The organism is Streptomyces sp. NPDC004126 (genome assembly GCF_050275515.1).
Taxonomy (GTDB): domain Bacteria; phylum Actinomycetota; class Actinomycetes; order Streptomycetales; family Streptomycetaceae; genus Streptomyces.
Window position 1 is genome coordinate 19910 of record NZ_JBNNPF010000037.1, and the last position, 26668, is coordinate 46577.

Sequence of the window (26668 nt, forward strand, 5' to 3'; positions counted from 1 at the left end):
GCTTCGGGTCTTCGTGCCCAGGATTTCTGGCTGTAGGCCCCATTCAGCCGCGGCTGTCATGCTGAACTGGTCACATGGCGTGCCGCAGTTCAGCTCATTCGTGAAGGGAGGTGACGGTCTTGCAGGCTGCCCGGACGGAACGGAAGTTCCGGGGGAAGAACAAGGCCCCCAAGTGGAAGAAGCCCGACGACGGGATGGTGTCGGTGATGGTGCTGCCCCTGGCCGTCACCGATCCCGCCGACCTGACCCGGCTGGGCAAGCTGTTCGGCGCGATGTGGAGCATCAAACGGGCCGTCCAGCGCGACGCCCGGAACAAAGTGGATGCCTGCTGGGCAGCGAAGCACGAGCGCGACCGCGACGGGGCGAAGGCTGTGCGGCAGCGCCTCGGCCTGTCCCGCGAGGCGCTGGAGCGCTGCGCCTACCGGCACTTGGAGGACTCCGGGCACCTCAAGCACCACGCCTCCAAGGCCCTGGCCATGCACATGGCCGACGAAGTGTGGAACGGTGTGCAGCGCCACCTGTTCCCCGACGCCACCAGGAAGCGTTTCGGACGGCCGAAGGCGGGCCGCCGGCACGACTTCACCCGCATCCCCGGCCGCGCCCGCTCCCACACCACCGCCAGCAAGTGGGAGACCTTCCGACTGGTCGGCTCCCTCCACGGTCACGCCATGGCCTACACCGGCGGTGGCCGGCACGAGGTGCAGCAGCCGCGCCGGATGCCGAAGCCCGCCGTCCCGGCAGGCACTCTACCCACGGGAAAGACGACCGCCTCGGGCAAGCCAGGGATGCGGAAGGCCACGTGGTGGGATCACACCGGCCCCCTCGCAGTGGTGTTCGCGGGCGGCCCCGACTCCCCCGCGGGTGACCTCGTTCTCCCCGTGCGTATCCCGCAGGGGCCGGGGCAGTGGGCGCGGGTGGAACACTTCCTCGCCAACCCCGGCCGCTGGCACAAGGTGGACCTGGTCCGCTGCCGGAAGGCGTCCGTGCCGGGCGGCTGGGTGTACGAGGCGCACCTGATGGTCCTCGGTCCCGGCTACACCGCCCCGGCCGTACGGCAGATGCGAGAGGAGGCCGCCGCGCTGGACCGTGTCGGCGGGGTGGACGGCAACGTTTCCAACCTCTCGATCGTCTCCTTCCCCGCCACCCTGGACCCCGCCGAGGGCCTCCCGGCGTCCACGGAGATCACGCTCACCGACGCCGAGCGCACGCTGTTGGAGAAGCAGGCGAAGAAGCAGCGCGGACGGGCGCGGGCACTGGAACGCTCCCGCCGGTCCACGAACCCGGCGCAGTACGGGCTGTCGAAGAAACAGACGCTCCGCGCCGAGCGCCGCGCCTCCAAGGGCCTGCCCGTGAAGACTGTCGCCGTGCCCGGTGGTGCCCGCGCTGGCCGTACGGACGGGGTGCCCAAGCAGGCGTACCGGCGGGACCGGCTGTCGGAGGGCTACCGCTGGCAACGAGCCCGCCAGGCCGAGCACGCCGCCTCAGCAGCCGAGCACCGACGCCACCGTGCCCGCCAGATCGCCCGGCAGATCATCGCCGCCCACGGCGTGAACCTCACGGTCGAGGACTGCGACATCCGTACCTGGTACCGACTGTGGGGCAAGCGCCTATCCCAGACCACACCCGGCATGCTCATCTCCGCCCTCGACGTCGAATGCCGGGCGGCAGGCGGGCGACTCGTCCGGGCCTCTACCTGGTCAACGGCCCTGTCCCGGCACTGCATGTGCGGTGAACGCGTCTCCAAGACGCTGCGGGACCGGAAACACCAGTGCACCGCCTGCGGCCTGATCGGCAAGCGCGACCTCGTGTCCGCCGCCCTGGCCGCCTTCGTCCGCCTCACAGACCTGGACGATCCCGAGACCGCATGCCTGGACACCGCCATGTCCCGGCACGCACAGATCATGCACGGACAAGGGCTGGAAGAAGCCCTGCGTGAGTCAACCACACCGTGCCAGAACACCCCTCGGGGTGCTGGCTGCGTGGCAGTCCCCCGGCAACGGGAGACCTCTGCTCACCGAACCGCCGCAAGGCGGCCCCGAGCAACCCCGGATGAGACACGCACCATGCGTGACCACACCGGAAAGCCCGGACGCCGCCCCGGCTGCGACCCGCAGCTCACCCTCTGGTGAACTGCGGAACGAGTCTTAGCTCCAGCTGGCGTGCAGCGGCTTGCCCTCGGCGTAGCCGGCGGCGGACTGGATGCCGACGACGGCCTTCTCCTCGAACTCGGCCAGCGAGCCGGCACCGGCGTAGGTGCAGGAGGAGCGGACGCCCGCGATGATCGAGTCGATCAGGTCCTCGACGCCCGGGCGGGCCGGGTCGAGGAACATCCGCGAGGTGGAGATGCCCTCTTCGAACAGCGCCTTGCGGGCGCGGTCGTAGGCGGACTCCTCCGAGGTGCGGTTGCGCACGGCGCGGGCCGAGGCCATGCCGAAGGACTCCTTGTACAGGCGGCCGTCGGCCGCCTGCTGGAGGTCGCCCGGGGACTCGTACGTACCGGCGAACCAGGAGCCGATCATGACGTTGGAGGCACCGGCCGCGAGGGCCATGGCCACGTCGCGCGGGTGGCGGACGCCGCCGTCGGCCCAGACGTGCTTGCCGTACTTCTTGGCCTCGGCCGCGCACTCCAGGACCGCGGAGAACTGCGGGCGGCCCACGCCGGTCATCATGCGGGTGGTGCACATGGCGCCGGGGCCCACGCCGACCTTGATGATGTCGGCGCCGGCGTCGATGAGGTCCTTGACGCCCTCGGCGGCGACGATGTTGCCGGCGACGATCGGGACCTTCGGGTCCAGGGCGCGGACGGCCTTGATCGCGTTGATCATCGACTCCTGGTGGCCGTGGGCCGTGTCGATGACGATCGTGTCCACGCCGGCGTCGAGGAGCTGCTTGGCCTTGCCGACGAAGTCGCCGTTGATGCCGACGGCGGCCGCGATGCGGAGCTTGCCGTCGGCGTCGGTGGCGGGGGTGTACAGCGTCGCGCGCAGGGCGCCCTTGCGGGTCAGGATGCCGACCAGCCTGCCGTCCTTGTCGACGGCCGGGGCCAGCTTGCGGTGGCCCGCGTCGAGCTGGTTGAAGGCGTCGCGGGGGTCGATGTCGGCGTCGATGAGCAGGAGCTCCTTCGACATGACCTCGGAGAGCTGGGTGAAGCGGTCCACGCCGGTGAGGTCGTGGTCGGTGACCACGCCGACGGGGCGGTTGTCCGCGTCGACGACCACGCCGGCGCCGTGGGCGCGCTTGGGCAGCAGCGACAGCGCGTCGGCGACGGTCTGGGTGGGCGCCAGCGTGATCGGGGTGTCGAGCACGAGGTGGCGGGTCTTGACCCAGGAGATGACGTCGGTGACGACCTCGATCGGGATGTCCTGGGGGATGACGACGATTCCACCGCGGCGGGCGACGGTCTCGGCCATCCGGCGGCCCGCGATGGCGGTCATGTTCGCCACCACGAGCGGAATGGTGGTGCCGGTGCCGTCGGGCGAAGAGAGGTCCACGCCCTGGCGGGAGCCGACCGCGGAGCGGCTCGGCACCATGAACACATCGTCGTACGTCAGGTCGTACGGCGGCTTCAGGTCATTGAGGAAACGCACGTGCTGAACATCCCAGTCGATCGAAGGATCTTTCTACGGCCTCGACGGGGCAGCCAGCCGAGGAAACGCACGTACTTCATTCTCCCACGACCTGGCGTTCACGCCGCCCGGGCCGATCGTCCAGGACATTCCGGGCCGCATGGTCGTTTCCTACGGGACCTTGGTCCCGCGGGGCCGGTGCGGGGCGGTGGATCGGGGTGCGGCCGCCGGTGAGGGGGGTCGCGGGGGCGCCGTGGCGGGCGGCGGTGAACTCGGCGGCGATGGCCAGGGCCGTCTCCTCGGGGGTGCGGCCGCCCAGGTCCAGGCCGATCGGCGATCTGAGCCGGGCCAGCTCGGCCTCGGTCACCCCCTCGGCCCGCAGCCGGGCGGTCCGGTCCTCGTGGGTGCGGCGGGAGCCCATGGCGCCGACGTAGGCCAGGGGCAGCCGCAGCGCCCGGGTGAGGACGGGTACGTCGAACCTGGCGTCGTGGGTCAGTACGCATACGGCCGTACGGGTGTCCAGGCGCCCGGCGGCGGCCTCCGCGGCCAGGTGCCGGTGCGGCCAGTCCACGACCACCTCGTCGGCGCCGGGGAAGCGGTCCGGGGTCGCGAAGACGGCCCGGGCGTCGCAGACGGTGACCCGGTGGCCGAGGAAGGCCCCCATCCGGGCCAGGGCGGAGGCGAAGTCGACGGCCCCGTAGACGATCAGCCGGGGTCGGTCGGCGGCGGATTCCACCAGCAGGGTGAGCGGGTCGCCGCAGAGCCCGCCGGCGGTGCCCAGCTCGGCGGTGCCGGTCCGCCCGGCCAGCAGCAGGGCCCGGACCCGCTCGGCGGCGGCCCGGTCCAGGGCGGCGTCGCCGCCGAGGCCGCCCTGCCAGGAGCCGTCGGCGTGGACGGCCAGGGCCCGCCCGAGCCGGCCGGGCGGACCGGAGACCACCCGGGCCAGGGCGGCGCGGGCCCCGCCGGCGGCGGCGTCCAGCACCGCCCCGATGACGGGCCGCACCGGGTCCCGGCCGCGTACCGGGGTGACCAGCACGTCCAGGGTTCCGCCGCAGGTCAGCCCCACCGCGAAGGCGTCGTCGTCGCTGTGGCCGAAGCGGTGCACGCCGCCGGTCCCGGTGGCGATGGCCTCCAGGCACAGCTCGTGCACGGCGGACTCCACGCAGCCCCCGGAGAGGGAGCCGAGCGCGGTGCCCCCGGCGTCCACCGCCAGCGAGGCCCCCGGTCCTCGGGGCGCGCTGCCGCTGACGGCGACGACGGTGGCCAGGGCGAACTCCCGGTGCTCGGCGTACCAGGCCCGCAGCCCGGCGGTGATGTCGAGCATCAGCGGATGTAGGCGCGGCGCGCCGACTGTCCGGGGATCAGGGGCCGGGGCGGCGGTACGGCCGGCGGGCGCCCGCCGCCGGGGCCCTGGTAGCGGGCGGGGGCGCTGCGGGGCACCGGGTCGGGGGTCCGCCCGCCGGTGCCGAGGAGCCTGGCCGCGTGGGCCACGCTCGCGAGGGTGGCGTGGTGGTGCCAGCCGCGGAAGGAGCGGCCCTCGAAGTCGCGGATGCCGACGGGTTCGCAGGTCTCGGTGAAGTCCAGCGCGACCCGGTCGGTGAGTTTGGCCAGCAGGAAGAGCTGGGCGAGCGGCCGGTCGCCGATGTTGGTGATCCAGAACTCGGAGGGCATCAGGGACGTCTCGGTCCAGGCGCCCATGAGGAGCAGCGGGGTGGGCGGCGCGGGCGCGGGGCGTTCCTCGCCGGGGGTGGCGAGTATGGCGGCCGAGGTGAGCAGGGTCACCGCTCCCTCGGTGCGGCCGTGCCGGGTCCATTCGACGACCCGCCGCTGGGAGCGCAGCGAGTCGATCAGTTCGCGGGCGGGCGCGGTGTACGGCCCGGGCTTGTGGCGGCCGGTGCCGCCGAAGGAGACGGGCAGGGAGCCGTCGACCTTGAGGACGAAGGGGATGTCCTGGAGGGCGAAGGCCTCGATGGTCTGCGGGAGGTCGGTGTTGGAGACCTCCATGACGACCGGGCGGCGCTGGAGGCCCCAGGTGGCGGCCATGCGCTGGACGGCGTGCACGGCGTCCTGTGCGGGGGTGAGGGACCGTGCGGTGTCGGGGATCCCGGCCCGGCGGCGGCGCAGCAGTTCGCCGGTCCACGGGGCGGGGAGGGTGAGGGTCCATTCGACGGGGAAGCCGGCCTCGCTGGAGGCGAGCCAGATCCCGGAGGCCTGCTGGCAGTTGGCGGTGCGGCCGAGCTGGGGTACGAACTGCCTGCCGACGCCGACGGAGCGGTCGCCGGCCTTCTCGATGACCATGGGCTGCACCACCCAGGCCAGCGGGCGCTGCGCGGTGCGTTCGAGGTGCTGGGCGAGGGACCGGCGTACGGGGGTCCAGTCCCAGGGCGATTTGCTGATGAACTGCTGGAGGCTCTGCTCGACGGAACTCGCCCCTGTTCCGGCGATGTTTCGGATTGTTTTCTTCCCGGTGGTGCGGACGAGCCCGTTCAGATAAACGCGGGCCCAGTTCCGCTGGTCCCGCCGGGGTAAGGACTCGAAGAAAAGCGAGATCAAATCGTCGATCAATTCGGAGATTTCCCTGGTGGAATCCTCCGGCAGCACTGCGCGAACCATCTGGGCCTCCCCCGCGACCAGACTAGATCCTTGACCCTACTGGACCGCGGAGAACGGCCGTAGGCCCGGGCGGCTACTTCCTGAGGTCGCTGGCAGATTCGAGCCGCTCTTCCTCTACCACGAGCGGGATCGGGATTTGGTTCGCCGCGTAGTAGAGCGCGATCAGGAAGTGTGCGACGAGAGTGAGAGGTGCCGAGAAGAAGGACAGAACCACCGTCAAGGGGTAGGCGACCGCGCCGAGCCCGAATCGGACGCGGGTGGCCCGGGCCCCTTCCTTGTCCACGGTTTCGTGGAAGAGATGCCCGACCTTGGTGACGTACCACCAGAAGGCCAGGAATGCGAGAGCGTACACGACGGTCCACGCGCTGTAGAGGATTGCGGCCACATTGGCCGATTCCCCGTCGGTGAGGTGCTCGGCGAGCACGTTGGTGGTGTACGGAATCACCGATACCACCATCAGCACCAGGAGATTCAGGAACAACAGCGGCCGGTCGACCCGCTTGAGGTGACTGAAGATCGTGTGGTGGTTCACCCACATCACGCCGATGATGAGGAAACTCACGACATAGGCCGCGTAGTGCGGCCATTGCTCCAAGAGTCCGTGCCACAGCTCAGACCCCTGCCCTTCCGGAACCTTCAACTCCAGCACCAGAATGGTGATCACGATGGCGAATACGCCGTCGCTGAACGCCTCCACCCGGTTGGTTTCCTGCTCCATGGCCTCCCCTTCGTGAAATTCATTCACGCGTACGGGGAGGGCGGCCCCCGCCCTCCCCGCTCACGCTACCCAGGAAAGGGCCGTCAGCTGCCGAAGCCGGCCGTCTGGCGCCAGATCCGGCCATCGCGGACGACGAGCGTCCCGAACGCGTTCTCCGGCTCGCCGTTCAGGTTCATGATCGCCCTGTAGAAGATGGTGTCCTCGGTCTCGATGTACTCCTGCAGTTCGACCAGCGTGGGCTTCAGGGTGAGATAGCCGGTGAACGTCTCGCGAACGGCCTCGATGCCCACCGACGCCCCCTCGAAGCGCACCAGCACGGCGTCGTCGGTGTAGTTCTTCATCACCGCCTCGATGTCCAGGGCGGCCAGCGCGTCCATCTGGCGGACGAAGACCGGGTGCAGCCTGGCGATGTCGTACTTGGCCATGTTCGACTCCCTTTCAGGGTGTGGAGGCCGGTTCGCCTCCGACGGGCGGTTCGGCACAGGCGGCGGCCGCGTTCAGCGGCAGCCGGACGACCATCCGGGTCTCCCCCGGCTTGGAGCGGGCCGTGATCGACCCGCGGTGGCGCTGGGTCACGATGCGGTAGCTCAGGTGCAGGCCGAGGCCCGTCCCCTTGCCGACGTCCTTGGTCGTGTAGAAGGGCTCGAAGATCCGCGGCAGGGAGTCCGCGGGGATCCCGCGGCCGGTGTCCGTGATCTCCACGACCAGGCAGGCGCCCTCGGCACGCACCCGCAGGGTCAGGGTGCCGGAGCCCTCCATGGCCTCGGCCGCGTTGTCGACCAGGTTGGTCCACACCTGGTTCAGCTCGCTGGGGTAGCCGTCCAGCTCGGGCAGCCCGGCCTCGTACTCGCGCACGATGGTGACGCCCGGCAGCTTCGAACGCAGCACGATCAGGGTGTTCTCCAGCCCGTCGGGCACGGAGAACCGCTGCTCCGGCGCCCGGTCGAGGTTCGCGTAGTCCCGGGTGGCCGAGACCAGCTGGGAGATCCGGGGCCCGGCCGCGCGCAGCTCGGCGGCCAGCGAGCGGGCCTCCAGCAGCGCCGCCAGGTGGTCGAGGGCGGCCGGCAGGGCGGCCTCGCCGATCCCCTCCAGCCGCTCCAGCAGCCAGCCCAGCTCCAGCCCGAGGTCGGCGGCGCCGGAGCCGAGCAGCCCGGGGCGCTCCGCGCCGGCCTCCTCGGCCCAGTCGGCGATCTCCTCCTCGGCGTCCGCCTGGGCGAGCGGGTCGGTGGTGTCCGGCGGCGGGAGCTTGTCCAGCTCCTCGGCGAGCCGGTCCAGTACGGGGCGCTCCGCGCCGGCGGCGGCCGCGCCCCACGCACAGGCGGTGGCGGTGAGCCGGTCCAGGGCGGGCGCCAGCTCCTGCGCGGCGCGGGCGACCGCCGCGGCCGGGTTGTTCAGCTCGTGCGCGAGGCCGGCGGCCAGGGTGCCCAGGGCCTCGACGGTGGCCCGTTTGCGGGCCTGGACCTCGGAGGACTTGATCCGCCAGGCCAGTACGGGGATCAGTACGGCGGCGACTCCGTGGCAGCGGGTCAGCATCTCGAAGAACACGGGTTTGGGATAGGCGACGACGGTGGTGGCGGGCCCGCTCGCGGACGCGGTGGCCACGTAGGAGCCGTCGGTCAGCAGGGGCAGTTCCCCGGTGAAGCGGTGCGCGGCGGAGGGTTTGCCGTCGTGGTCCTCGGCGGCCGCGCTCTCCTCCTCGGTGGAGTGCCGGGTGAGGACCTCCTCGCGGCCGTCGACGACCTTGGTGACGACGAGCCCGCCGGAGAGCAGGACGTGGAAGCCGGTGGCCTCCTCGCCGTCGCGGAAGAGGACCTCCCCGTCGGCGAGGACGCGCGGATCGGAGACGGAGGCCAGCCAGTCCAGCTGGTCCTCCGTGAGCTGCGCGAAGATCTCCAGTCCGCGCAGCGCCGTGCGCAGTTCTGCGGTGTTCATGCGGTGCTCCCCTCGGCCCTGGTGCGCGCGGCCAGCCGCAGGGTCGTCAGCAGGGCCAGCGCGCACACCCCGGCGACGGCCGCCATGAAGCCGACCGAGGTGCGCTGCAGCCCGTGGATGTTGGTCAGGAGTCCGGCGAGGACCGCCGGGACGCTCATGGCGAGGTACGCGAAGACGTAGACGGCGGAGGTGAGTTCGCCGCGGTGCTCGGGGTCGGCGAGTGCGCTGAGGGCGCGGAAGGAGCCGAGGAAGGCGGCCCCCCAGCCGCTGCCGAGTACGGCGGTGGCGGCGAGGAACACGGCCGCGGAGCCGGTGCCCAGCGAGAGCAGCACCAGGGCGAGCCCGGCGAGCAGGCCGAGCAGGCCGAGCACGGCGGTGCGCAGCGCCTCGGTGCGGCCGAGCAGCAGCTGGGCGGCGGTGGCGGCGCCGGCGAGCAGCGCCACCGTGGCCCCGCCGAGCAGGTAGTTGGTGCTGCGGAACAGGGACAGGGCCAGGTGCGGCCCGAGCGAGAGGTAGAAGCCGCCGACGGTCCAGACGGCCACCACGGTCAGCACGAGCACCGCGAAGCGCCGCCGCACGGCGGCCGGTACCCGGATCCGGTGCGGGACCACCCTCAGGCGCCCGTCCGCCCCGGGTGCGCTCTCGGCCATCCGGCCCACCCCGACCAGCGCGAGGGCGAAGGCCCCGGCCAGCAGGAGGTAGCTCAGCACGGTGGGGGCGGGCGCGTACTGGACGAGCAGTCCCGCCCCGAGTCCGCCCAGGCCGATACCCACGGTCGGGCCGGCACTGTTGACCTGGGCGCCCAGCGCGGGCCGCGTGCTCGGGCTCAGCTCCAGCAGGGCGGCGCCCATCGCCCCGGTGGCCAGGCCCACGGCCAGCCCCTGCACGGCGCGGGCGGCGAGCAGCAGCCCGAGCCCGCCGGCCCCGGCGAACAGGCCCATGGAGACGATCGCCAGGACCAGGGCGGCGGCCAGGACGGGCCGCCGGCCCAGGGTGTCCGAGAGGGACCCGAACAGCAGCAGGCCGGCGAGCACGGTGACGGCGTACACGGCGAAGACCACCGTGACCACTCCGGAGGACAGCCCCCATTCCTGCTGGTAGAGCACGTACAGGGCGGAGGGTACGGAGGAGGAGAGCATCAGCAGGACGAGGACCGCGCCCACCACCCGGAAGCCGGAGGCCCGCGCCGTGCGGCCGGCGCCCCCGCTCACGGTGTCGCCCGTGTCTCTCGTGTCTCCCGTGTCCCTCGTCTCGGTCGGTTCGGCCACTGCGGTCAACTCCCCTCCTCCCGACGGCCCCTGGGGGCGGTCAGGCGGTGTTCAGGGCCGCCCGGGCCAGCGCGCGGGCGGTGAGCACGCCCGCGAGGTGGCCCAGGTATTCGGCCGAGGTGCCTCGCCCGGGGACGAACAGCTCCCGGGGCTCGGCTCGGAAGGCCGCCAGCACCGCCTCGGTCGTGTACGGGCCCCCGCGCAGCCGGTCCTCGACCCCGCGCAGGCGCAGGGCGCGCGGGGTGGCTCCGGTGACCGCGATCCGCGGCCCGTCGGGGGTGATGCGTACGGCGGCGGCGCACAGCGGGTAGCGGGTGGCCCGGTCGGCGGCCTTCTCGAAGGCGGCGGCGGGGCCTGCGGCGGGCACCAGCAGGGCGGTGACCACCGATCCGGCGGGCACGCCCGAGGCGGCGAGCCGCTCGGCGGCGACGGTGGTGCGCCCGCCGGGGCCGGCGAGTTCCACCCGGGCGTCGGCGGCCAGGGCCGCGACGGGCAGGTCGGTGGCGCGTCCGCCGGCGGCCAGGTTGCCGCCGGCGGTGCCGAGGTTGCGGACCTGCGGGTCGCCGTTGGCGCGGGCGGCGGCGGCCAGCTCCGGCGCCTCGGCGAGGACCAGCTGGTGGGCAGCGAGTTCGGCGAGGGTGGTCAGGGCCCCGATGCGCAGGGATCCGCCGGCCCGGCCGACGCCGCGCAGCTCCGGCAGGTGCCGTACGTCGACCAGCAGCCGGGCCCGCTCCGCGCCGGTGCGCAGCCCGGGCAGCAGGCTCTGTCCGCCGGCCAGCACCCGGGCGCCGGGGGTGGCGAGCAGGGCGAGGGCCTCGTCCAGGGCGGCGGGGCGGGCGTAGTCGAAGTCGGTGAGGATCACGGGGCTTCCCCTCTCAGGCGGCGCCAGACCTTCTCGGGGGTGAGCGGCATGTCGATGTGGCGTACGCCCAGGTCGGACAGGGCGTCGACGACGGCGTTGACGACGGCGGCGGCGGGCGGCACGGTGGCGATCTCCCCGGCGCCCTTGGCGCCGAGCGGGTTGTGCGGGGACGGCGTGACGGTCCTGCCGAGGGTGAAGAAGGGCGCGTCGGCGGCGCGGGGCAGGGCGTAGCTCTCCAGGTCGGAGCTGATCAGGACGCCGTTCTCGTCGTATTCGGCGGCCTCCATCAGGGCCTGGCCGAGGCCGTGCACGATGCTGCCCTCGATCTGGCCGGTGACCACCTTCGGGTTGCCGACGTGCCCGGCGTCGTCGACGGCGGTGTAGTCGACGACCTCGGTCTCGCCGGTGAGTTCGTCGACCTCGACGACGGCGATGTGCGTGCCGAAGGGGTAGTTGAAGTCCGGCGGGTCGAAGTGGGTGGTCTCGTCGAGGGCCGGCTCGATCTCGGGGGGCAGCCCCCAGCCGTACCACATGGCCATGGCCAGTTCGGCGAAGGTCTTGGCGTTCTCCGGTTTGCCGGCCTCGTGGACGCCGCCGTTCTCGTAGACGACCCGGTCCTCGGGGACGCCGAGGAAGACGGCTCCGGCCCGGACCAGTTTGGCCTTGATCTTGCGGGCGGTGAGCGCGATGGCGGGGGCGGCCATGCTGTAGGAGCGGGAGCCGTAGGTGCCCTGACCGTAGGGGGCCTTGAGGGTGTCGCCCTCGTACACCTGGACCTGTGCGGGGTCGATGCCCAGCTCGTCTGCGGCGACCTGCGCGAAGACGGTGCCGTGGCTCTGGCCGGTGGAGGCGGAGCCGACGGTGACGGTGACCTCGCCGGTGGGGTGGACGCGGATGTTGGCGCTCTCCCAGGTGCCGCCGAGCATTCCCTCCTTGGACATCCTGGTGGAGGGGCCGACGCCGCAGACGGCGACGTAGGTGGCGATGCCGACGCCGAGGCGCTTGCCGCGGGCGCGGGCGGCGGCCTTGCGGGCGGGCATCCCCTCGTAGCCGGAGAGTTCGACGGCCCGGTCGAAGTTCAGCCGGTAGTCGCCGGAGTCGTAGGTCCAGCCGAGGCCGTTGTCGTAGGGGAACTTCTCCTTGGGCACCAGGTTCCGGCGGCGGACCTCCGCCGGGTCCATGCCGATCTCGGCGGCGTAGCGGTCGACGAGCCGTTCCATCAGGAAGGCGGCCTCGGCGCGCCCGCTGCCGCGCTGGGCGCCGAGCGGGACGGTGTTGGTGAAGGCGGCGTACACCTCGCAGAAGGCGGCGGGGATGTCGTACATGCCGCTGATGGAGCGTCCCATCAGGGCGGTGGCGACGCCGGGGCCGATGGTGGAGGGGTAGGCGCCGAGGTTGGCGTAGCTGGTGCAGCGCACGGCGGTGATGCGGCCGTCGCGGGTGCCGGCGAGGGTGACGTGCTGGCGGTGGTCGCGGCCCTGGACGGTGGAGTTCATCAGGCCGGTGCGGGTGTCGACCCATTTGACGGGGCGGCCGCCGAGGGCCTTGGAGAGCAGCAGGACCAGCGCCATGTCCGGGTAGAGGTAGCCCTTGGTGCCGAAGCTGCCGCCGACGGTCGGGGCGATCACCCGGAGCTTGTTGAAGGGGATGCCGAGGACCAGCGCGGCGAGCAGGAAGCGGTGGTTGTGCGGGCCCTGGGTGGAGGCGTGGAGGGTGTACTCGCCGGTGGCCGGGTCGTACACGCCGACGGCTCCGCGCGGCTCGATGGGGCTGTTGATGGTGCGCTGGTTGACGAGGTCCAGCTCGACGGTGACTTCGGCGGCGGCGATGGCCGCGTCGGTGCGTTCCTCGTCGCCGCAGGTCCAGTACGCGTTCAGGTTGCCGGGGACGGCCTCGTGGAGCTGGGGCGCGCCTTCGGCGAGGGCGTGGTCGGCGCGGGTGACCACGGGCAGCGGCTCGTACTCGACGGAGATCGCGGCGAGCGCGGCGGCGGCCTGGCGCGCGGTCTCGGCGACGACGACGGCGATCGGGTCGCCGACGTGGCGGACGGTGTCGCCGGTGAGCACCGGGCGGGCGCCGGGCAGGCCGTAGGGGTGGGGCGGGAAGTGGCTCTCGACCCCGCCGGGTATCCAGATGCAGGGCAGCGGCATCACGTCGGGGAAGTCGGCGGCGGTGGCCGCCTTCAGGACGCCCGGGAGCTGCTCGGCGGCCTTGGTGTCGATGGACAGGATCCTGGCGTGGGCGACCGGGCTGCCCAGGATGGCCATGTGGACGGTGCCGGGCAGGTCGATGTCGGCGACGTACACGGCTTCGCCGCGCAGCAGCCCGGGGTCCTCGCGGCTGTCCAGGGGCCGGCCGAGGACGCCGCCGGGTTCCTGTGCTTCCTGTTCGGGCGCGGTGGTGGTCATCGTGGGTCACCGCCCCTCGGGTTCGGCGGGGGCGCAGGCGCGCTGCACGCCCCGGACGACGCTGTGGTAGCCGGTGCAGCGGCACAGGTTGCCGGTGAGCCATTCGCGGATCTCGGGCTCGGTGGGGGGCGGGCCGCCGGCGGCGCCCTCGGCGCGCGCGGTCTCGACGAGTTCGCCGAGGGCCATCACCATGCCGGGCGTGCAGAAGCCGCACTGGGTTCCGTGCTCCTGGCGCAGCGCCTCCTGGAGGCCGGTCAGTTCTCCGCCGGGGGTGGTGACGCCCTCGATGGTGGTGATCCCGGAGCCCGCGGCGGAGGCGGTGAGGATCAGGCAGCTCTTGACGGACCTGCCGTCGAGGCGGACCACGCAGGTCCCGCACTGGCCGGTGTCGCAGCCCACCTTGGTGCCGGTGAGGCCGAGTCCGTCGCGGAGCCGTTCCACGAGGAGTTCGTTCGGCGGGGCCGCGAACTCCTCGGGTCTTCCGTTCACGGTGAGGGTGAGTTCGATGCGCGTCATATCCATGCGAGCGCCTGCGCTTCCGTGAGCGACCGGTTGAAGAGGGGACCGCCGGGCTGCTGGAGGATTCCTCCGGAGTGCAGCGGGCCGGTGTCCACGGGGGCGTATCCGAGGTCGGTGATGATTCCGGCGACGATTTCCTTCGCCTTGGTGTCGTCGCCCGCCGTGTAGTGGGCGAGGCGATCGGACGCCGTGCGGCCGGAGGAGGTGCCGGCGACGGCGAGGGTTTCGAAGTGCATGGTGTTCAGGGATTTCACGACCCTCGCGCCGGGGTACCACTCGGCGACGAGTTCGCTGGATCCGCGGCTGCCGAGGTCGGCGGGGGTGCCGGGGCCGCTGAACGCGTTGGTGGCGTCCACCAGCACCTTGTCCTGCACGACGTGCGGGGGCAGCAGCCCGCGTACGCCGGCGAAGGGCACCATCAGCACCAGCAGGTCGGCTTCGCCCGCCGCCTCGACGGGGTGCGCCGCCGTGGCGGCGGGGCCGAGTTCGGCCAGGAGCGGGGCGAGCGAGCCCGGCCCGGTGGCGTTGGCGAGGACGACGGGGTGGCCGGCGGCCACCAGGATCCTCGCGAGGGTCGAGCCGATCCGGCCGGTGCCGATGACGCCTGTCCGCATGAGTGGCTCCTCGATGGTGTGGTGTCAGTCCATGCCGATCCAGACCGACTTGGTCTGGGTGTAGCTCTCAAGGGATTCCGGTCCGCACTCGCGCCCGTAGCCGGAGGCCTTGTAGCCGCCGTAGGGCACCGAGGGGTCGTACTGGTTGTAGCAGTTGACCCAGACCGTTCCGGCCTTGATCTGGGAGGCGACCCGGTGGGCCCGCCGCAGGTCCTTGGTGTGGACCCCGGCGGCGAGGCCGTACGCGCTGTCGTTGGCGATGCGTACGGCGTCCTCCTCGGTGTCGAAGGGGATGATCGACAGGACCGGGCCGAAGATCTCCTCCTGGGCGATCCGCATGCCGTTGTCGACGCCGGTGAAAACGGTGGGCAGGAAGTACAGGCCCTGGCTGGAGGCCCCTTCGGGGGTCCAGCCGGTGCCTCCGGTGCGCAGCAGGGCGCCTTCCTTCTCGCCGACCTCGATGTAGGAGCTGACCTTGTCGAACTGGGCGCGGTGGGCGAGGGGTCCGAAGAGGGTCTCGGGGTCGCGCGGGTCGCCGGGCCTGAGGGCGGCGGCGCGGCGGACCAGGCGTTCGACCATCTCGTCGTGGACGGGGCGGTGCAGCAGGAGGCGGGAGCCGGCGGTGCAGATCTCGCCCTTGTTGTAGTAGATGCCGAAGAAGGCGAGTTCCTCGGCGGCGTCGAGGTCGGCGTCGGCGAAGACGATGTTGGCGGACTTGCCGCCGAGTTCCATCGTCACCTTCTTCAGGGTGCCCGCGGACTTGCGGATGATCGACTGGCCGACCGCGGTGGAGCCGGTGAAGGCGATCTTGTCGATGTCGGGGTGGCCGGTGAGGGTCTCCCCCAGCTCGACTCCGGGGCCGGTGACGACGTTGAGGACGCCGTCGGGGATCTCCGCCTCCTGGAACAGCTCGGCGATCTTCAGGGCGGTGAGCGGGGTGGCCGGGGAGGGTTTGTGGACGACCGTGTTCCCGGCCGCGAGGGCCGGGGCGATCTTGGTCATCGACAGCAGGAGCGGGAAGTTGAAGGGGGTGATCGCGCAGACCACTCCCAGGGGTTCGCGCAGGGTGTAGGCGAGCTGTCCGCCGGCGGGGGCCCGGGAGGAGCCGTCGACCCGGGTGACCGCGCCGGCGTAGTAGTGCATCAGCTGGGCGGCCATGGGCGCGTCGACGGTGCTGGAGAAGGCGAACGGCTTGCCCATGTCCACCGTCTCCAGCAGGGCTATCTCCTCCAGGTCCCGTTCGATCAGCTCACCGACGCGGTTCAGGCGCAGCGCGCGCTCCTGGGCGGACAGCCGGCTCCACGGGCCTTCCTCGTAGGCCGCGCGGGCGGCCGCGACGGCGGCGTCCGCGTCGGTCGCGGCGGCCTGGGCGACCGGCACGATCTCCTGGCCGTCGATCGGGCTGATGTCCGGCTCCGTGCGGCCGTCCCGGGCGGGGACCCATTGGCCGCCGATGAACAGCTTCCCGGGGTTGGCCAGGGGCTGGTCGCTGAGCACGCGCTTGGTCATGGCTGCACCTTCCGGTGTGGCGGGGGCTAGCCCTCGGCGAGCTGCCGTAAGAAGGTCTCGGCGAGGGCCTTGGAGGAGTAGGGGTTCTGACCGGTCGTGAGCCTGCGGTCCACGACGACGTGCGAGTCCCAGATCGCGTCGGCCTTCTCGTACCGGGCGCCGAGTCTGGTCAGCTCGGCCTCCAGGATCAGCGGGAGCCGGCCGGCCATGTTGGTGACCAGTTCCTCGTCGTGCGAGAAGGCGGTCATCCGGTATCCCTCGAAGGGCCAGTGGCCCTCGCCGTCCCGCAGGGACAGCAGTGCGGTGTGCCCGTGGCAGACGGTGGCGATCGGCTTGTCCTGGCCGATGGCCCAGCGCAGCAGCTGCGCCAGTTCGTCGGACTTGGGCAGGTCGCCGATGGCTCCGTGGCCGCCGCTGATGTAGATGCCGTCGTACTCGGCTACGTCCTTCTCGCCGAGGGACTCCACCGCGAGGGGGTGCTCGAGCTGGGGGGCCTGTTCGATGATGCGGACGTACTCGGCGGCGTTGGCCGCGTCCTGGTCGGGGGAGCCCGCGGGGCGGACCCACCGCAGGAAGTCGGGGTCGATGCTGGTCCGGTCGACCGTGGGGGCCTCTCCCCCGATCGTCGCCACGTCGACGGTGTGGCCTGCCGATCGGAAGAGGGTGTAGGGAACGGCGAATTCCTCGGCCCAGAATCCCGAGGGGTGCTGTTCTCCGTCCAGCAGGTGGAGGGTGGCCTTCGCCGTCAAGACGACGAGAATCCTCATGATTCTCTCCTTGTTCTGGATCGCTGCCGATTCAACACGCCCCTTCGCGAGGGGCGTAAGGGGGCGGCGTCAGGCCCGCGATACTTCGTCACGTGCGCCCAACGCCGTGAGGATCGTGCGGAATTCACCGACCAGGGGGTGGTCGGGAAGGGCTTCCGCGAATATGCGCTCTCCGTAGAGAGCAGCCATTTCCGGAACGTACGGGAGAATTCCGGCCAGGGGGGCGCCGTATACCTCCTCGGCCCTGCGGGCCACTTCCCGCCGGTCCACGCCCTCGGGTGCCATGCTCAGCACCAGGGCCCGCCGGCAGGCCAGCCGCCCGGCCAGGGCGATGGTCTCCTCCACTCCGGAGAGGTCGACCCGGTCGGCCCTCGCCATGATCAGTACCACGTCGGCACTGCCCATGGCGGTCACCGACTCGTTGTTGAGCCCGGCGTGCGTGTCGAGCAGCAGGAAGTCGAGCGCGTGGCTCTCCGCCAGCCGGTCGAAGCCCTCCGGGAGCAGTCCCACGTCGTACCCGGTGGTCATCAGCTCCTGCAGGGCCGCCGTCCCGGTCCGGGCCGGTACGACGTACAGCCCGGGCACGGCGGTGGCCCGGGCCGCGGTCTCGATCTCGCAGCGGCCGAGCAGGTAGTCGGCGAGCGAGCCGCTGCCGGGGCCGAGCCGGAACAGCTGGTCCAGGGTGGGTGACTGGAGGTCGGTGTCGACCACCCCGACCCGGCGCCCCGCGGCCGCCAGCAGCAGCGCGAGGTTCGCCAGCACCGAGGACTTGCCGGTGCCGCCACGGTGCGAGTGCACCACGATGGTCCGGGTCATCACGCCACCACCTGGTATCCGGTGTCGTCCGCGTGCGGCCCCCGCGCCGCACGCGGCCGGTGCACGGCCAGCATGGTGACGTCGTCGTGCTGTTCGGCGGTGCCGGTGTGCTCGCGCACCGCCCGGTCCATCACGTCGACCACCTCCCTGCCGCTCGCCGGGGGGCCGGCGAGCAGCTCCAGCATCCTCTCGTCACCGAGGAAGCTGCCGTCGGGGCAGCGGGCCTCGGGCACTCCATCGGTGAACACGAAGAGGGTGTCGCCCGGGTTCAACTGGGCGTAGCCGAGGGTGTAGACGCAGTCGGGCAGCACCCCGACCGCCGGGCCCGTGACCTCCAGGGCCCGGGGTACCGAGCCGTCGCCGGAGAGCAGCAGGGGCGGGTTGTGGCCGCCGTTGATGTAGACGAGGCTGCCGGTCAGCGGGTCCAGGACGCCGAAGAACAGGGTGGCGAAGTAGCCCTGCCGCAGGTGGTTGCGGGTGAGGTAGCCGTTGGTGGCGGTGACCGCGTTGAGCAGCGGGGTGGCGCCGACGACCGGGGTGCGGCGGCTGCCGCCGGTGCGGCCGGCGGCCATCAGGTGCTGGAGTCCGCTGTTCTCGGCGGTGTGGCGCAGCAGGGAGCGGATGAGGGCCATGAACAGGGCCGCGCCGACCCCTTTGTCGCAGACGTCGGCGACGACCACCGCGAGGCGGCGGCCCCGGGAGATCTCGAAGACGTCGTAGAAGTCCCCGGCGACCTGCCGGGCGGGCCGGAAGCGGACGTCGATCTCCCAGCCGTCGGGGACGGGCAGTGCCTCGGGCAGGAAGCCGGCCTGGATCTCGCGGCCGATCTCCAGCTCCTTCTCGTACCCCATGAGTTCGGCGCGGGCGTCGGCTTCGCGCAGGGTGCGGCCGAGTCCGGCCCGTTCGGTGCAGCTGTGCACCCGGGCTCCGACGAGGGCGGGCAGGAAGGGCGGGACGAGGTAGTCGTGGCCGAGGCGGACGTGCCGCTCCAGGGCGGCGAAGTCCCGGACGGTCCAGACGACGACGATGGGCGCGCCGGCCCAGCGCCGCAGCCGGCGCACGGCGCTGCGCACGGTCTCCCCGTCGGCTTCGGCGGGGGCGAGCAGCACGTCCGCGGCGGGCAGCAGTTCGAGGCGGCCCCGCAGCAGTTCCCCCAGGGTGCGGGGGACGAGCTCGGCGTCCATCCGCCGCAGCGCGTCCAGCAGTTCGATGGGCGGCGGCGGGTACACGTCCAGGATGATCACGGTCGTGGAGGGCATGCGTCCGTCCCCTCATCGGCCTTCACGGTCAGCGTGCTGATGTTCCGGCCGTCCCTGCGGGCATAGGCGTACGAGTCCACGCTGGTCAGGGCCAGGTGGATGCCGAGGCCTCCGACCCGCCGCCGTTCCGGGGGGATCCCGGGGGCGGGGGGCAGGCGGCCGGCGACGGGGTCGAACGCGGGGGCGGTGTCCTCGATGACGATCCGCACCCCGTCGGGACCGGAGCGGCCGCGGACGGTGATCCGTCCGCCGCCGTCCCGGTACCCGTGCATCACGATGTTGGTGGCCAGCTCGTCCACGGCCAGCCGGATCCGGTACGTGGCCCCCTTGCCGAGGCCCGCCCGGCCGGCCAGCCGCAGGACGAACGCGGCGATGTCGCCCAGTGCCCCCACCGTCGCGGGCACGTCCAGCACGGCGGGCTTCCTCGCCAGTTCCACCATCTCAGTCACCGTTCCCGGCGCCCTGACCGGTCGTCGGCGACTCAGTCATCGGAGAGGACGATGCTGCGGTCGAGCCCCGCCGTACGGATGGTCCGGGCGACGGGCTCGATGGCGCCGGTCACCTTGATGGTGACCTCGCCCCCGACCTTCTGCTGGGCGAAGACCAGGGAGCGCAGGCCGGCGCTGGCCATGTAGCCGACCCCGGCCATCCGGATCTCGACGGTGCCGGTGCCGTGCCCGGCGGCCTTCTCGATCGTCTGGTGGAAGTCCGGGGCGGTCTTGGCGTCCAGCTCGCCCGTCAGTTCGATCACGGTGGTGTCGCCCTCGATGCTCAGGGACACGGAAAGCGGCATGTCAGGTCTCCTTCGGTCTGGGCGGGTCAGTCGTCCCCGGGTTCGGGTCCGGTCGCGCGGCCGACCAGGATCACGACCGAGCGCGGGCCGATCAGGTACTTGCCGGCGTTGTCGAGCTCCTGTTCCGCCCCCGGGGTGCGGATGTCGTGCGGCGCCTCGGCGCCGGTGTCGGCGAACAGGTGCCAGCTGCGGCCGCCGGGCAGGGCGGGCAGTTCCAGGTCGTGCGCCTCCCAGTGGGAGTTCATGGCCACGTACACCACGTCCTGGTCGCCGGTGCCGCAGCGGGCCACCGCCACCAGCCGGCCGTCGGCCGACCAGTCGGGCTGCCAGGCCCGCTCCCCGTGCCAGCTGATGTCGGGCAGGCCGAGGCCGTCCCGGAGCCGTCCGGTGGGGTGCGAGGTGGAGCGCAGTTCGCGGTGGTGTCCCCGGAAGGCGATCATCTGGCGGGTGAAGCGGAGGAGTTCGGCGTTCTCGTCGACCTGGTCCCAGTCGAACCAGGACAGCTCGTTGTCCTGGCAGTACGTGTTGTTGTTGCCCTGCTGGGTGCGGCCGACCTCGTCCCCGGACAGCAGCATCGGGATGCCCTGGCTGGTGAGGAGGATCGCGAGGGCGTTCTTCATCTGGCGCAGCCGCAGCGCGTTGACCTCGGGGTCGTCGGTCGGCCCCTCCGCCCCGCAGTTCCAGCTGTTGTTGTCGTTGGCACCGTCGCCGTTGCCCTCGCCGTTGGCCTCGTTGTGCTTGTCGTTGTACGAGACCAGGTCGGCCAGGGTGAAGCCGTCGTGGGCCGTCAGGAAGTTGACGGAGGCCGACGTCCCGCGGCCGGAGTAGAGGTCGGGCGAGCCGGCGACGCGGGTGGCGAGTTCGCCGGTGACCCCGGGGTCGCCCTTGAGGAAGCGTCGGACGGTGTCGCGGTACTTGCCGTTCCACTCGGCCCAGCGGCCGTAGGCCGGGAAGTTGCCGACCTCGTAGAGGCCGCCGGCGTCCCAGGCCTCGGCGATGAGCTTGGTGTGCCGCAGCACCGGGTCGAAGGCGAGCATCTCCAGCAGCGGCGGGTTGGGCAGCGGGGTGCCGTCCAGGTCCCGGCCGAGGATCGCGGCGAGGTCGAAGCGGAAGCCGTCGATGTGGTAGTCGGCGACCCAGTGGCGCAGGCAGTCCAGGACGTAGTTGCGGACCACGGGGTGGTTGCAGTTGACCGTGTTGCCGGTGCCGCTGAAGTTGAAGTAGTACCCCTCGGGCGTGAGCATGTAGTACGTGGCGTTGTCCAGGCCCTTGAAGGAGATGGTGGGGCCCTGCTCGTTGCCCTCGGCGGTGTGGTTGAAGACGACGTCGAGGATGACCTCGATGCCGGCCGCGTGCAGGTCCTTGATCAGGGTGCGGAACTCGTCGCCCTGCATCCCGTAGCGTCCGGTGGCCGCGTAGCCGGCCTTCGGCGCGAAGAAGGAGACGGTGTTGTAGCCCCAGTAGTCGTAGAGCTTCTCGCCGGTCTCGGGGTTGCTGCGCGGGTTGTCGCTCTCGTCGAACTCGAAGACGGGCAGCAACTCGATGCAGTTGATCCCGAGCTCCTTCAGGTACGGGATCTTCTCCCGCAGCCCCGCGAACGTGCCGGGGGCCGTGACCTGCGAGGAGGGGTGCCGGGTGAAGCCGCGTACGTGGGCCTCGTACACGACGAGGTCCTCGGCGGGGATCCGCAGCGGGGTGTCGTCGCCCCAGTCGAAGTCCTGGAGGCAGACCCGCGAGCGGTACTGGTAGCCGCGGCTGCGGTCCGGTTCCACGCCCCACACGTCGCGGCCGGCGATCAGCCGCGCGTAGGGGTCGGAGAGGACCTGCCGGGCGTCGAAGCGGTGGCCGGTGGCCGGGTCGTAGGGGCCGTCGGCCCGGTACCCGTACTCGATGTTCTCGTGGTCGAGGCCGAAGACCGTCATGGAGAAGACGCTGCCGGTGCGGAACTCCTCGGGGAATTCCAGCTCGGCCATCGGCTCGGGCTCTCCGCGCTTGTAGATGACCAGCGACATGGAGGTCGCCTGGTCGGAGAAGACGGAGAAACTGACCCCGCCGGGGACCACATTGGCCCCGAAGGGGAACGGCTTGCCCGCGCGGACGCGGTACCCGCCCACCTCGTGGGTCGGGTACGCGTCCACGCGCAGCACCTGCTCGGAGCGGGCCTCGCTCATCGCGCGGCCCCGGCCCTGGTGGCGGCGGCCTCGCCGGTCTCGAAGAAGTCGAGGAACCCGGTGGCCGACATGACGAACCGGACTTCCTCGCTCACCCCGTACAGGGTGACCGCGACACCGGCGTGCTGCGCCTCGCGGTAGACGACGAGCAGCGTGCGCAGCCCGGCGCTGGAGACGTAGGTGACGGCGGTCAGGTCGATGCGCAGCGGCCGGCCCTCGCGGACCAGCGGCAGCAGGGCCTCCAGCAGGGTGCCGGAGGTCTCGCTGTTGATCTCGCCGGTGGCGACCAGCACGGTGGCCGTCTTGTTCCGGCGTTCCTTCACGTTCAGACTCATTGCCTGCTTTCCCCTCTTGTTGGGGCGCCCCCCGTGGGCACTACTGCTTGGTCACCGGCCGGAGCCGGACCTTGACCTTGACCCGGCCCTGGACGTCGGGGAGGTGGACGGTCAGCGCCTCGGCGTCGAACTCCTCGTAGGGCTTCTCGTCGATCTCCACGGACGCGATCCGCACCGAGCCCGCGGGCAGCAGGTCGGGCGAGACGCGCAGGATCCGGTCGGGCAGGTCGGTCGGGTCGGGCTGGAAGTGGAAGTCCATCTCCCGGCCGTTGATGAGAAGGTTGTTGTAGACGGCGGCCAGGTAGCAGAGCTCCGCCGAGTGGTACATGGACATCGAGTGGCTGCCCTTGAGCCGCTCCGTGCCGAGCAGGTACGGCGTACCGCTGGCGAGCACGTTGAAGTACACCGCTCCCTCGTCGTGGTCGAGGAAGAAGGTGTTGTAGAAGGCCTGGGCCTGCCGCGCCTCGCGCAGGTTCGCGTCGCCGCCGACCGTGCCGTTCAGGATGAGGTAGGCGAGGATCGCCTGCTCCTGCTGCCACCAGGCCTTGCGGTCGTGCCAGGCGAACCGGTACGCCTCCTGGTCGCCCTCCTTGACGCGTTCCACGACGTCGTACCAGCCGCCGCGCTGGCGGTCGCTGCCGACGGCCGGCATGATCTCGCCGATCTTCCGGGCGAGCTGCTCGTAGGCGGGCTTGGCCTTCAGCGAGTTCATCCGCATCAGGTTCCAGGCGATCTTCAGGTTGTGGCCGACCACCGCGCGGTTCTGCTGCCAGCTGTGCGCGGTGTCGTGCGACCAGTCGCGGAAGAAGCGCTCCTGGACGAACGGGCTGTTCTTGTAGTCCGGGAACCGGTCCGCGATGGTGTCGAAGGTGTACTCCAGGAAGTCGGCGTACTTCTGCTCGCCGGTCGCCAGGTACAGGTTGATCAGGTACGCGGGCGCGTGGTCGCCGACCGAGTTCCAGTTCTTGCGCTCGGCGTTCTCGCCGAGGGACTCGTGGTCGGCGCTGAAGAGGATCGGGTCGATGTGCGAGTAGTAGCCGCCCTGCTCCTCGTCCTTGAAGAACTTGTCGAAGAGCCGGATGGTGGCGTCGGCGTCGTTCCTGATCCGGACGTCGCCGGTGACCCGGTAGGTCTGGATCGGGCCGGCCAGCGCGTAGATCTGCTCGTACATCGGGATCGCGTCGTAGTCGTCGGAGAACTCCGAGGTGAAGAGCTTGCGCTCGCTGTCACCGTCGACGCTGATGCCGTGGTACCAGAAAACCACGTCCTCCTCGCTGTCCACGACCCGCATGTGCTTGCGCAGGTACTCGGTGCCGCGCTCGGCGATCTCCAGGTACTCGTCCTTGCCGGTGAGCAGGTAGGCCGAGGCCATGCCGTAGACCAGGCGGGAGATGGTGTCGGTCTCCTGGACGTGGCTGGCGGTCTTGTCGCCGCCGAGGCGGATCTCGGTGCGGTACTCGGTGAAGTCCACCGGCCCGTCGCCGAACTGGGCGCGCTTGTAGAAGTCGGCCAGCGACTCGATCTGCCGGATCCACCAGCCGGCCTCCTCGAAGCGGTAGTCCTCGGCGCCGCGGCCCAGGAACACCAGCCGCTTGGCGTCGAAGCGCCCGCCCTGCTCGGGGTAGTGGACCCCGTAGGCGAAGAGGAACCGGCCCGGGGAGAGCATCTCGTCGACGTGCCCGGAGGCGTCGACGTACGGCTCGTCCAGGTTGCGGACCAGCTCGGCGCTGGGGCCGGAGGCGAGGGAGACCTCGAACTCGCGGTCGTCGGTGGTCTTCAGCCGCAGCAGCCGGGACGAGGAGTCGAAGCGGACGACATAGCCCGCGATCGTGTCGGAGAAGGAGAAGTTCAGCGAGCCCGCCATGTCATGCACCGTCCTTGTCGTGTGAGCGGTCGTCCTCGTACCCCTGGCTGACCTCGACGATCACCCCGTCCGGGTCGCGCACCCAGACGGTCCGCCAGCCGCAGATGAAGTCGTCGAAGTCCAGCGGTCCCAGCGTCACCTCGGCCGCGTCGCCCAGTTCCGCGAGGAAGGCGTCGACGCTGTCGGTCTGGAAGGCGAGGTGGCGTATCCGGCCGGGGGCCGGCGGGCCGTCTTCGTGCGCGGGCCGGGCCGGTTCGGCCGCCGCCGCGAAGAGCTCCAGGTACGCGTCCCCCTTGCGCAGGAACACGATCCGCGACTCCCCGAGGTCGACGACCCGGGCCCGGGCGAAGCCGAAGTACCGGGTGTAGAACTCCTCGGTGGTCTTCTGGTCGGCGCAGTTGAGGCCGACGTGGGACCAGGCCATCGCGCCCATCAGGTGCTCCCCCGGCCCCGGCCCGCGGCGAGCAGTTCGATGATGCGGCGGGCGAAGAGGTGGTGGTGGGCGCCGGTGCGGCCGGTGACCAGGTCCCCGTCGACCACCACGTCCTCGTCGACGTACTGGGCGCCCATGTTGCGGACGTCCCCGATGAGGTTGTTGTGGCAGACCACCTTGCGGCCACGCACCTTGGCCGGGATCGAGGAGGCCAGCCACATGCCGTGGCAGATGATCCCCTTGAGCACGGCCGGCTCCTCGAAGGCCCGGCGCAGGAACTCGGTCGCCGGGGCGAGGACGTCCACGTCCTCGGTGTAGCGCAGCCGGTCGGCGACCATCCCCGAGGGCACGATCAGCGCGGCGTAGCGGCGCAGTTCCTCGTCGTCCAGCCCCTCCAGGGACTTGGTCGCGGTGAAGGGCGCCCGGTACTCGTGCCCGGTGAAGGTGATGGAGTCGTTGCCCCACAGCCGGGTCAGGAAGTCGACCTCGGCGCCTTCCTCGGCGAACCGGTGCCGGTAGTAGAAGATCTCCGGTTCGTAGAAGTCGCTCTCGACCAGGACGGCGATCCTGGTCCCGGTCAGCGCCCCCTCGCGCAGGACCACGTCAGGCACGGGAGATCCCCCTCAGGAAGTCCGCCGCGCGTTCGGCGATCATCGCGATGGCGGTGTGGCAGTTGCCCGACGGGACGGCGGGCATCACGCTGGCGTCGACGACGCGCAGGTTCCGTACGCCGTGCACCCGCAGCTCGGGGTCGACGACGGCGAGGTCGTCGACGCCCATGCGGCAGGAGCCGGCCTGGTGGTGGTAGCTCTCCGACTTCTGCCGGACGAAGGTCCGCAGCTCCTCGTCGGAGACGAAGCCCGGGCCGGGCTGGAGCTCCTGCTTGTACCAGGGCGAGAAGGCGGAGGTCGCGAAGAGCTCCCGGGCGAGTTTGACGCCCTGCACCATCCGGTCCAGGTCCCACCGGTCGCCCAGGTAGTTCGGGTGGATCAGCGGGTGGGCCAGCGGATCGGCGCTCGCGAGCCTGATCCAGCCGCGCGAGACCGGGCGTACGACGCCGGGCAGGATGGAGACGGTGTTCGGGTGGTCCTTGCCGACGATCACGTCGAACGGGACGTGGACGAAGGCGATCTGGAGGTCCGGGGCGGGCAGTCCGGGCCGGGAGGACAGGAACAGGGCGCTCTCGGACAGGTTCTGCGCGGGAGCCGGGAGTTCCTGGGTGACCTCGGCCATCAGCCCGGTCAGGACGTGGTTGTGGAAGTTCTCCCCGACCCCGGGGACGGCGGCGGTGACGGCGATGCCGTGCTCGCGCAGCCGCTCGGGGTGCCCGATGCCGGAGAGCAGCAGCAGCTTCGGGGACTCGATGGCCCCGGCCGCGACGATCACCTCGCGGCGAGCCCGTACGGTGTGCGGCCCGGGGGCCGCGGCGGTGCTGTGGCCGTCGCGGACGGTCCGGCCCGGGACGTCGGCGGGCGGCTGGAGCTGGGCGTATTCGACGCCCGTGCAGGTGTCGCCGTCGAAGAGCAGCCGGGTGGACTGGGCGCTGGTGCGCAGGGTCAGGTTGGGGCGGACGAGCGCCGGCTCCAGGTAGGCGGCCAGGGTGCCCTGGCGGCGGCCGTCGGCGACGTCGATGTGGTGCCAGCCGGTGCCGAAGAGGCCGCGCCGGGGTCCGTCGGTGTTGAAGTCGGCGATCTCCTGGTGGCCCAGTTCGACGGCGGCGTCGATGAAGGCGCGGGAGACCGGGTTGGGTCCGTGCCGTCCGGCGTTGGTGATGCGCTGCGGCCCGGTCGTGCCGGTGGTGGCGGCGGTGGCGTCCTCCTGGCCCTCCAGCAGGGCGAAGTAGGGCAGGACGTCCTCGTACGCCCAGCCGGCCGCGCCCTGGTAGGCCCAGTTGTCGAAGTCCGAGGCGTGGCCCCGGATGTGCATCATGATGTAGAGGTTGCTGCTGCCGCCGGGGGCCTTGCCGCGCGGTTCGTACGTACGGCGGCCGCCGAGGCCCGGCTGCGGGACGCTGGTGTAGCCCCAGTCGACGGGCCCGCCGAGCAGCTTGTACCAGGAGGACGGGTCGTCCACCTCGGGCGGGATGCGGGGGCCGCCGGCCTCCAGGACCAGGACGGAGACGTCCGGGTCCTCGGAGAGGCGGTTCGCCAGGACGCTGCCGGCGGTGCCGGAGCCGACGATCACGTAGTCGTACTGCTGCGTGGCCACGAGTCCGGTCCCC

The 26668-nt window shown here is 71.6% G+C and carries 24 protein-coding genes; 1 reads left to right on the top strand and 23 read right to left on the bottom strand.

Features of this window, described 5'->3' with window-relative positions; translation table 11 throughout:
- The first annotated feature begins 110 nt into the window (after positions 1 to 110).
- Positions 111 to 2129 carry a transposase gene (locus ACQKM2_RS28805; RefSeq protein WP_427714792.1) on the top strand — a complete coding sequence of 673 codons (2019 nt, stop codon included), beginning with the start codon at positions 111 to 113 and terminating at the stop codon, positions 2127 to 2129.
- A gap of 15 nt (positions 2130 to 2144) precedes the next feature.
- Here the strand turns inward: ACQKM2_RS28805 and ACQKM2_RS28810 are convergent, their stop codons facing one another.
- The 23 genes from ACQKM2_RS28810 to ACQKM2_RS28920 all read right to left on the bottom strand — a co-directional run bounded on the left by ACQKM2_RS28810 (position 2145) and on the right by ACQKM2_RS28920 (position 26655).
- Positions 2145 to 3587, bottom strand: a complete 1443-nt coding sequence (locus ACQKM2_RS28810) for a GuaB1 family IMP dehydrogenase-related protein (RefSeq protein WP_427714794.1) — start codon at positions 3585 to 3587, stop codon at positions 2145 to 2147.
- Between the two features lie 76 nt (positions 3588 to 3663).
- Complete coding sequence (locus tag ACQKM2_RS28815) at positions 3664 to 4890, bottom strand: XdhC family protein (RefSeq protein WP_427714796.1); 1227 nt, start codon at positions 4888 to 4890, stop codon at positions 3664 to 3666.
- Complete coding sequence (locus ACQKM2_RS28820) at positions 4890 to 6179, bottom strand: IS701 family transposase (RefSeq protein ID WP_427714798.1); 1290 nt, start codon at positions 6177 to 6179, stop codon at positions 4890 to 4892. Before ACQKM2_RS28820 ends, ACQKM2_RS28815 begins: the two co-directional genes overlap by 1 nt.
- 73 nt (positions 6180 to 6252) lie before the next feature.
- Positions 6253 to 6897, bottom strand: coding sequence for a TMEM175 family protein (locus ACQKM2_RS28825; RefSeq protein ID WP_427714799.1), 645 nt, complete (start codon positions 6895 to 6897; stop codon positions 6253 to 6255).
- An 83-nt stretch (positions 6898 to 6980) separates the two neighbouring features.
- Positions 6981 to 7322, bottom strand: coding sequence for a nuclear transport factor 2 family protein (locus tag ACQKM2_RS28830; protein ID WP_427714801.1), 342 nt, complete (start codon positions 7320 to 7322; stop codon positions 6981 to 6983).
- 13 nt (positions 7323 to 7335) lie between these two features.
- On the bottom strand, positions 7336 to 8829 hold the full coding sequence (locus tag ACQKM2_RS28835; RefSeq protein ID WP_427714802.1) for an ATP-binding protein: 1494 nt from the start codon (positions 8827 to 8829) through the stop codon (positions 7336 to 7338).
- Positions 8826 to 10040 (bottom strand): MFS transporter, encoded by a 1215-nt coding sequence (locus ACQKM2_RS28840; protein ID WP_427714803.1) that lies wholly within the window; start codon positions 10038 to 10040, stop codon positions 8826 to 8828. The genes ACQKM2_RS28835 and ACQKM2_RS28840 overlap by 4 nt, the downstream gene beginning before the upstream one ends.
- Before the next feature lie 97 nt (positions 10041 to 10137).
- Complete coding sequence (locus tag ACQKM2_RS28845; protein WP_427714804.1) at positions 10138 to 10959, bottom strand: FAD binding domain-containing protein; 822 nt, start codon at positions 10957 to 10959, stop codon at positions 10138 to 10140.
- Positions 10956 to 13367 (bottom strand): xanthine dehydrogenase family protein molybdopterin-binding subunit, encoded by a 2412-nt coding sequence (locus ACQKM2_RS28850; RefSeq protein WP_427714805.1) that lies wholly within the window; start codon positions 13365 to 13367, stop codon positions 10956 to 10958. The genes ACQKM2_RS28845 and ACQKM2_RS28850 overlap by 4 nt, the downstream gene beginning before the upstream one ends.
- A 6-nt stretch (positions 13368 to 13373) precedes the next feature.
- Positions 13374 to 13889: a (2Fe-2S)-binding protein gene (locus ACQKM2_RS28855; protein WP_427714806.1), complete on the bottom strand. Its 516-nt coding sequence runs from the start codon at positions 13887 to 13889 to the stop codon at positions 13374 to 13376.
- On the bottom strand, positions 13880 to 14500 hold the full coding sequence (locus tag ACQKM2_RS28860; RefSeq protein ID WP_427714807.1) for an NADPH-dependent F420 reductase: 621 nt from the start codon (positions 14498 to 14500) through the stop codon (positions 13880 to 13882). Before ACQKM2_RS28860 ends, ACQKM2_RS28855 begins: the two co-directional genes overlap by 10 nt.
- A 24-nt stretch (positions 14501 to 14524) precedes the next feature.
- The gene (locus ACQKM2_RS28865) at positions 14525 to 16009 is read right to left on the bottom strand and encodes an aldehyde dehydrogenase family protein (protein WP_427714808.1); all 1485 of its coding nucleotides are present in this window, start codon (positions 16007 to 16009) and stop codon (positions 14525 to 14527) included.
- Positions 16010 to 16035: 26 nt separating this feature from the next.
- Positions 16036 to 16776 carry a type 1 glutamine amidotransferase domain-containing protein gene (locus ACQKM2_RS28870; RefSeq protein WP_427714810.1) on the bottom strand — a complete coding sequence of 247 codons (741 nt, stop codon included), beginning with the start codon at positions 16774 to 16776 and terminating at the stop codon, positions 16036 to 16038.
- Positions 16777 to 16845: 69 nt separating this feature from the next.
- A complete protein-coding gene (locus ACQKM2_RS28875; protein ID WP_427714811.1) occupies positions 16846 to 17592 on the bottom strand; it encodes an AAA family ATPase in 747 nt (248 codons plus the stop codon).
- Entirely contained in the window at positions 17592 to 18851 is a 1260-nt protein-coding gene (locus ACQKM2_RS28880; protein WP_427714812.1) for a PP2C family protein-serine/threonine phosphatase, read from the bottom strand. Before ACQKM2_RS28880 ends, ACQKM2_RS28875 begins: the two co-directional genes overlap by 1 nt.
- Positions 18833 to 19291: an ATP-binding protein gene (locus tag ACQKM2_RS28885; protein WP_427714857.1), complete on the bottom strand. Its 459-nt coding sequence runs from the start codon at positions 19289 to 19291 to the stop codon at positions 18833 to 18835. Before ACQKM2_RS28885 ends, ACQKM2_RS28880 begins: the two co-directional genes overlap by 19 nt.
- A gap of 41 nt (positions 19292 to 19332) precedes the next feature.
- Complete coding sequence (locus ACQKM2_RS28890; RefSeq protein WP_362468245.1) at positions 19333 to 19644, bottom strand: STAS domain-containing protein; 312 nt, start codon at positions 19642 to 19644, stop codon at positions 19333 to 19335.
- Between the two features lie 26 nt (positions 19645 to 19670).
- Positions 19671 to 21815, bottom strand: coding sequence for a glycogen debranching protein GlgX (gene glgX / locus ACQKM2_RS28895; protein ID WP_427714813.1), 2145 nt, complete (start codon positions 21813 to 21815; stop codon positions 19671 to 19673).
- Positions 21812 to 22150 (bottom strand): STAS domain-containing protein, encoded by a 339-nt coding sequence (locus ACQKM2_RS28900; protein WP_007262992.1) that lies wholly within the window; start codon positions 22148 to 22150, stop codon positions 21812 to 21814. The genes glgX and ACQKM2_RS28900 overlap by 4 nt, the downstream gene beginning before the upstream one ends.
- 40 nt (positions 22151 to 22190) lie before the next feature.
- On the bottom strand, positions 22191 to 24014 hold the full coding sequence (locus tag ACQKM2_RS28905; RefSeq protein WP_427714814.1) for an AGE family epimerase/isomerase: 1824 nt from the start codon (positions 24012 to 24014) through the stop codon (positions 22191 to 22193).
- 1 nt (position 24015) lies between these two features.
- Positions 24016 to 24447, bottom strand: a complete 432-nt coding sequence (locus ACQKM2_RS28910; protein WP_427714815.1) for a VOC family protein — start codon at positions 24445 to 24447, stop codon at positions 24016 to 24018.
- Positions 24447 to 25058: a DJ-1/PfpI family protein gene (locus ACQKM2_RS28915; protein WP_427714817.1), complete on the bottom strand. Its 612-nt coding sequence runs from the start codon at positions 25056 to 25058 to the stop codon at positions 24447 to 24449. The genes ACQKM2_RS28910 and ACQKM2_RS28915 overlap by 1 nt, the downstream gene beginning before the upstream one ends.
- On the bottom strand, positions 25051 to 26655 hold the full coding sequence (locus ACQKM2_RS28920; protein ID WP_427714818.1) for a GMC family oxidoreductase: 1605 nt from the start codon (positions 26653 to 26655) through the stop codon (positions 25051 to 25053). Before ACQKM2_RS28920 ends, ACQKM2_RS28915 begins: the two co-directional genes overlap by 8 nt.
- Positions 26656 to 26668 lie beyond the last annotated feature (13 nt).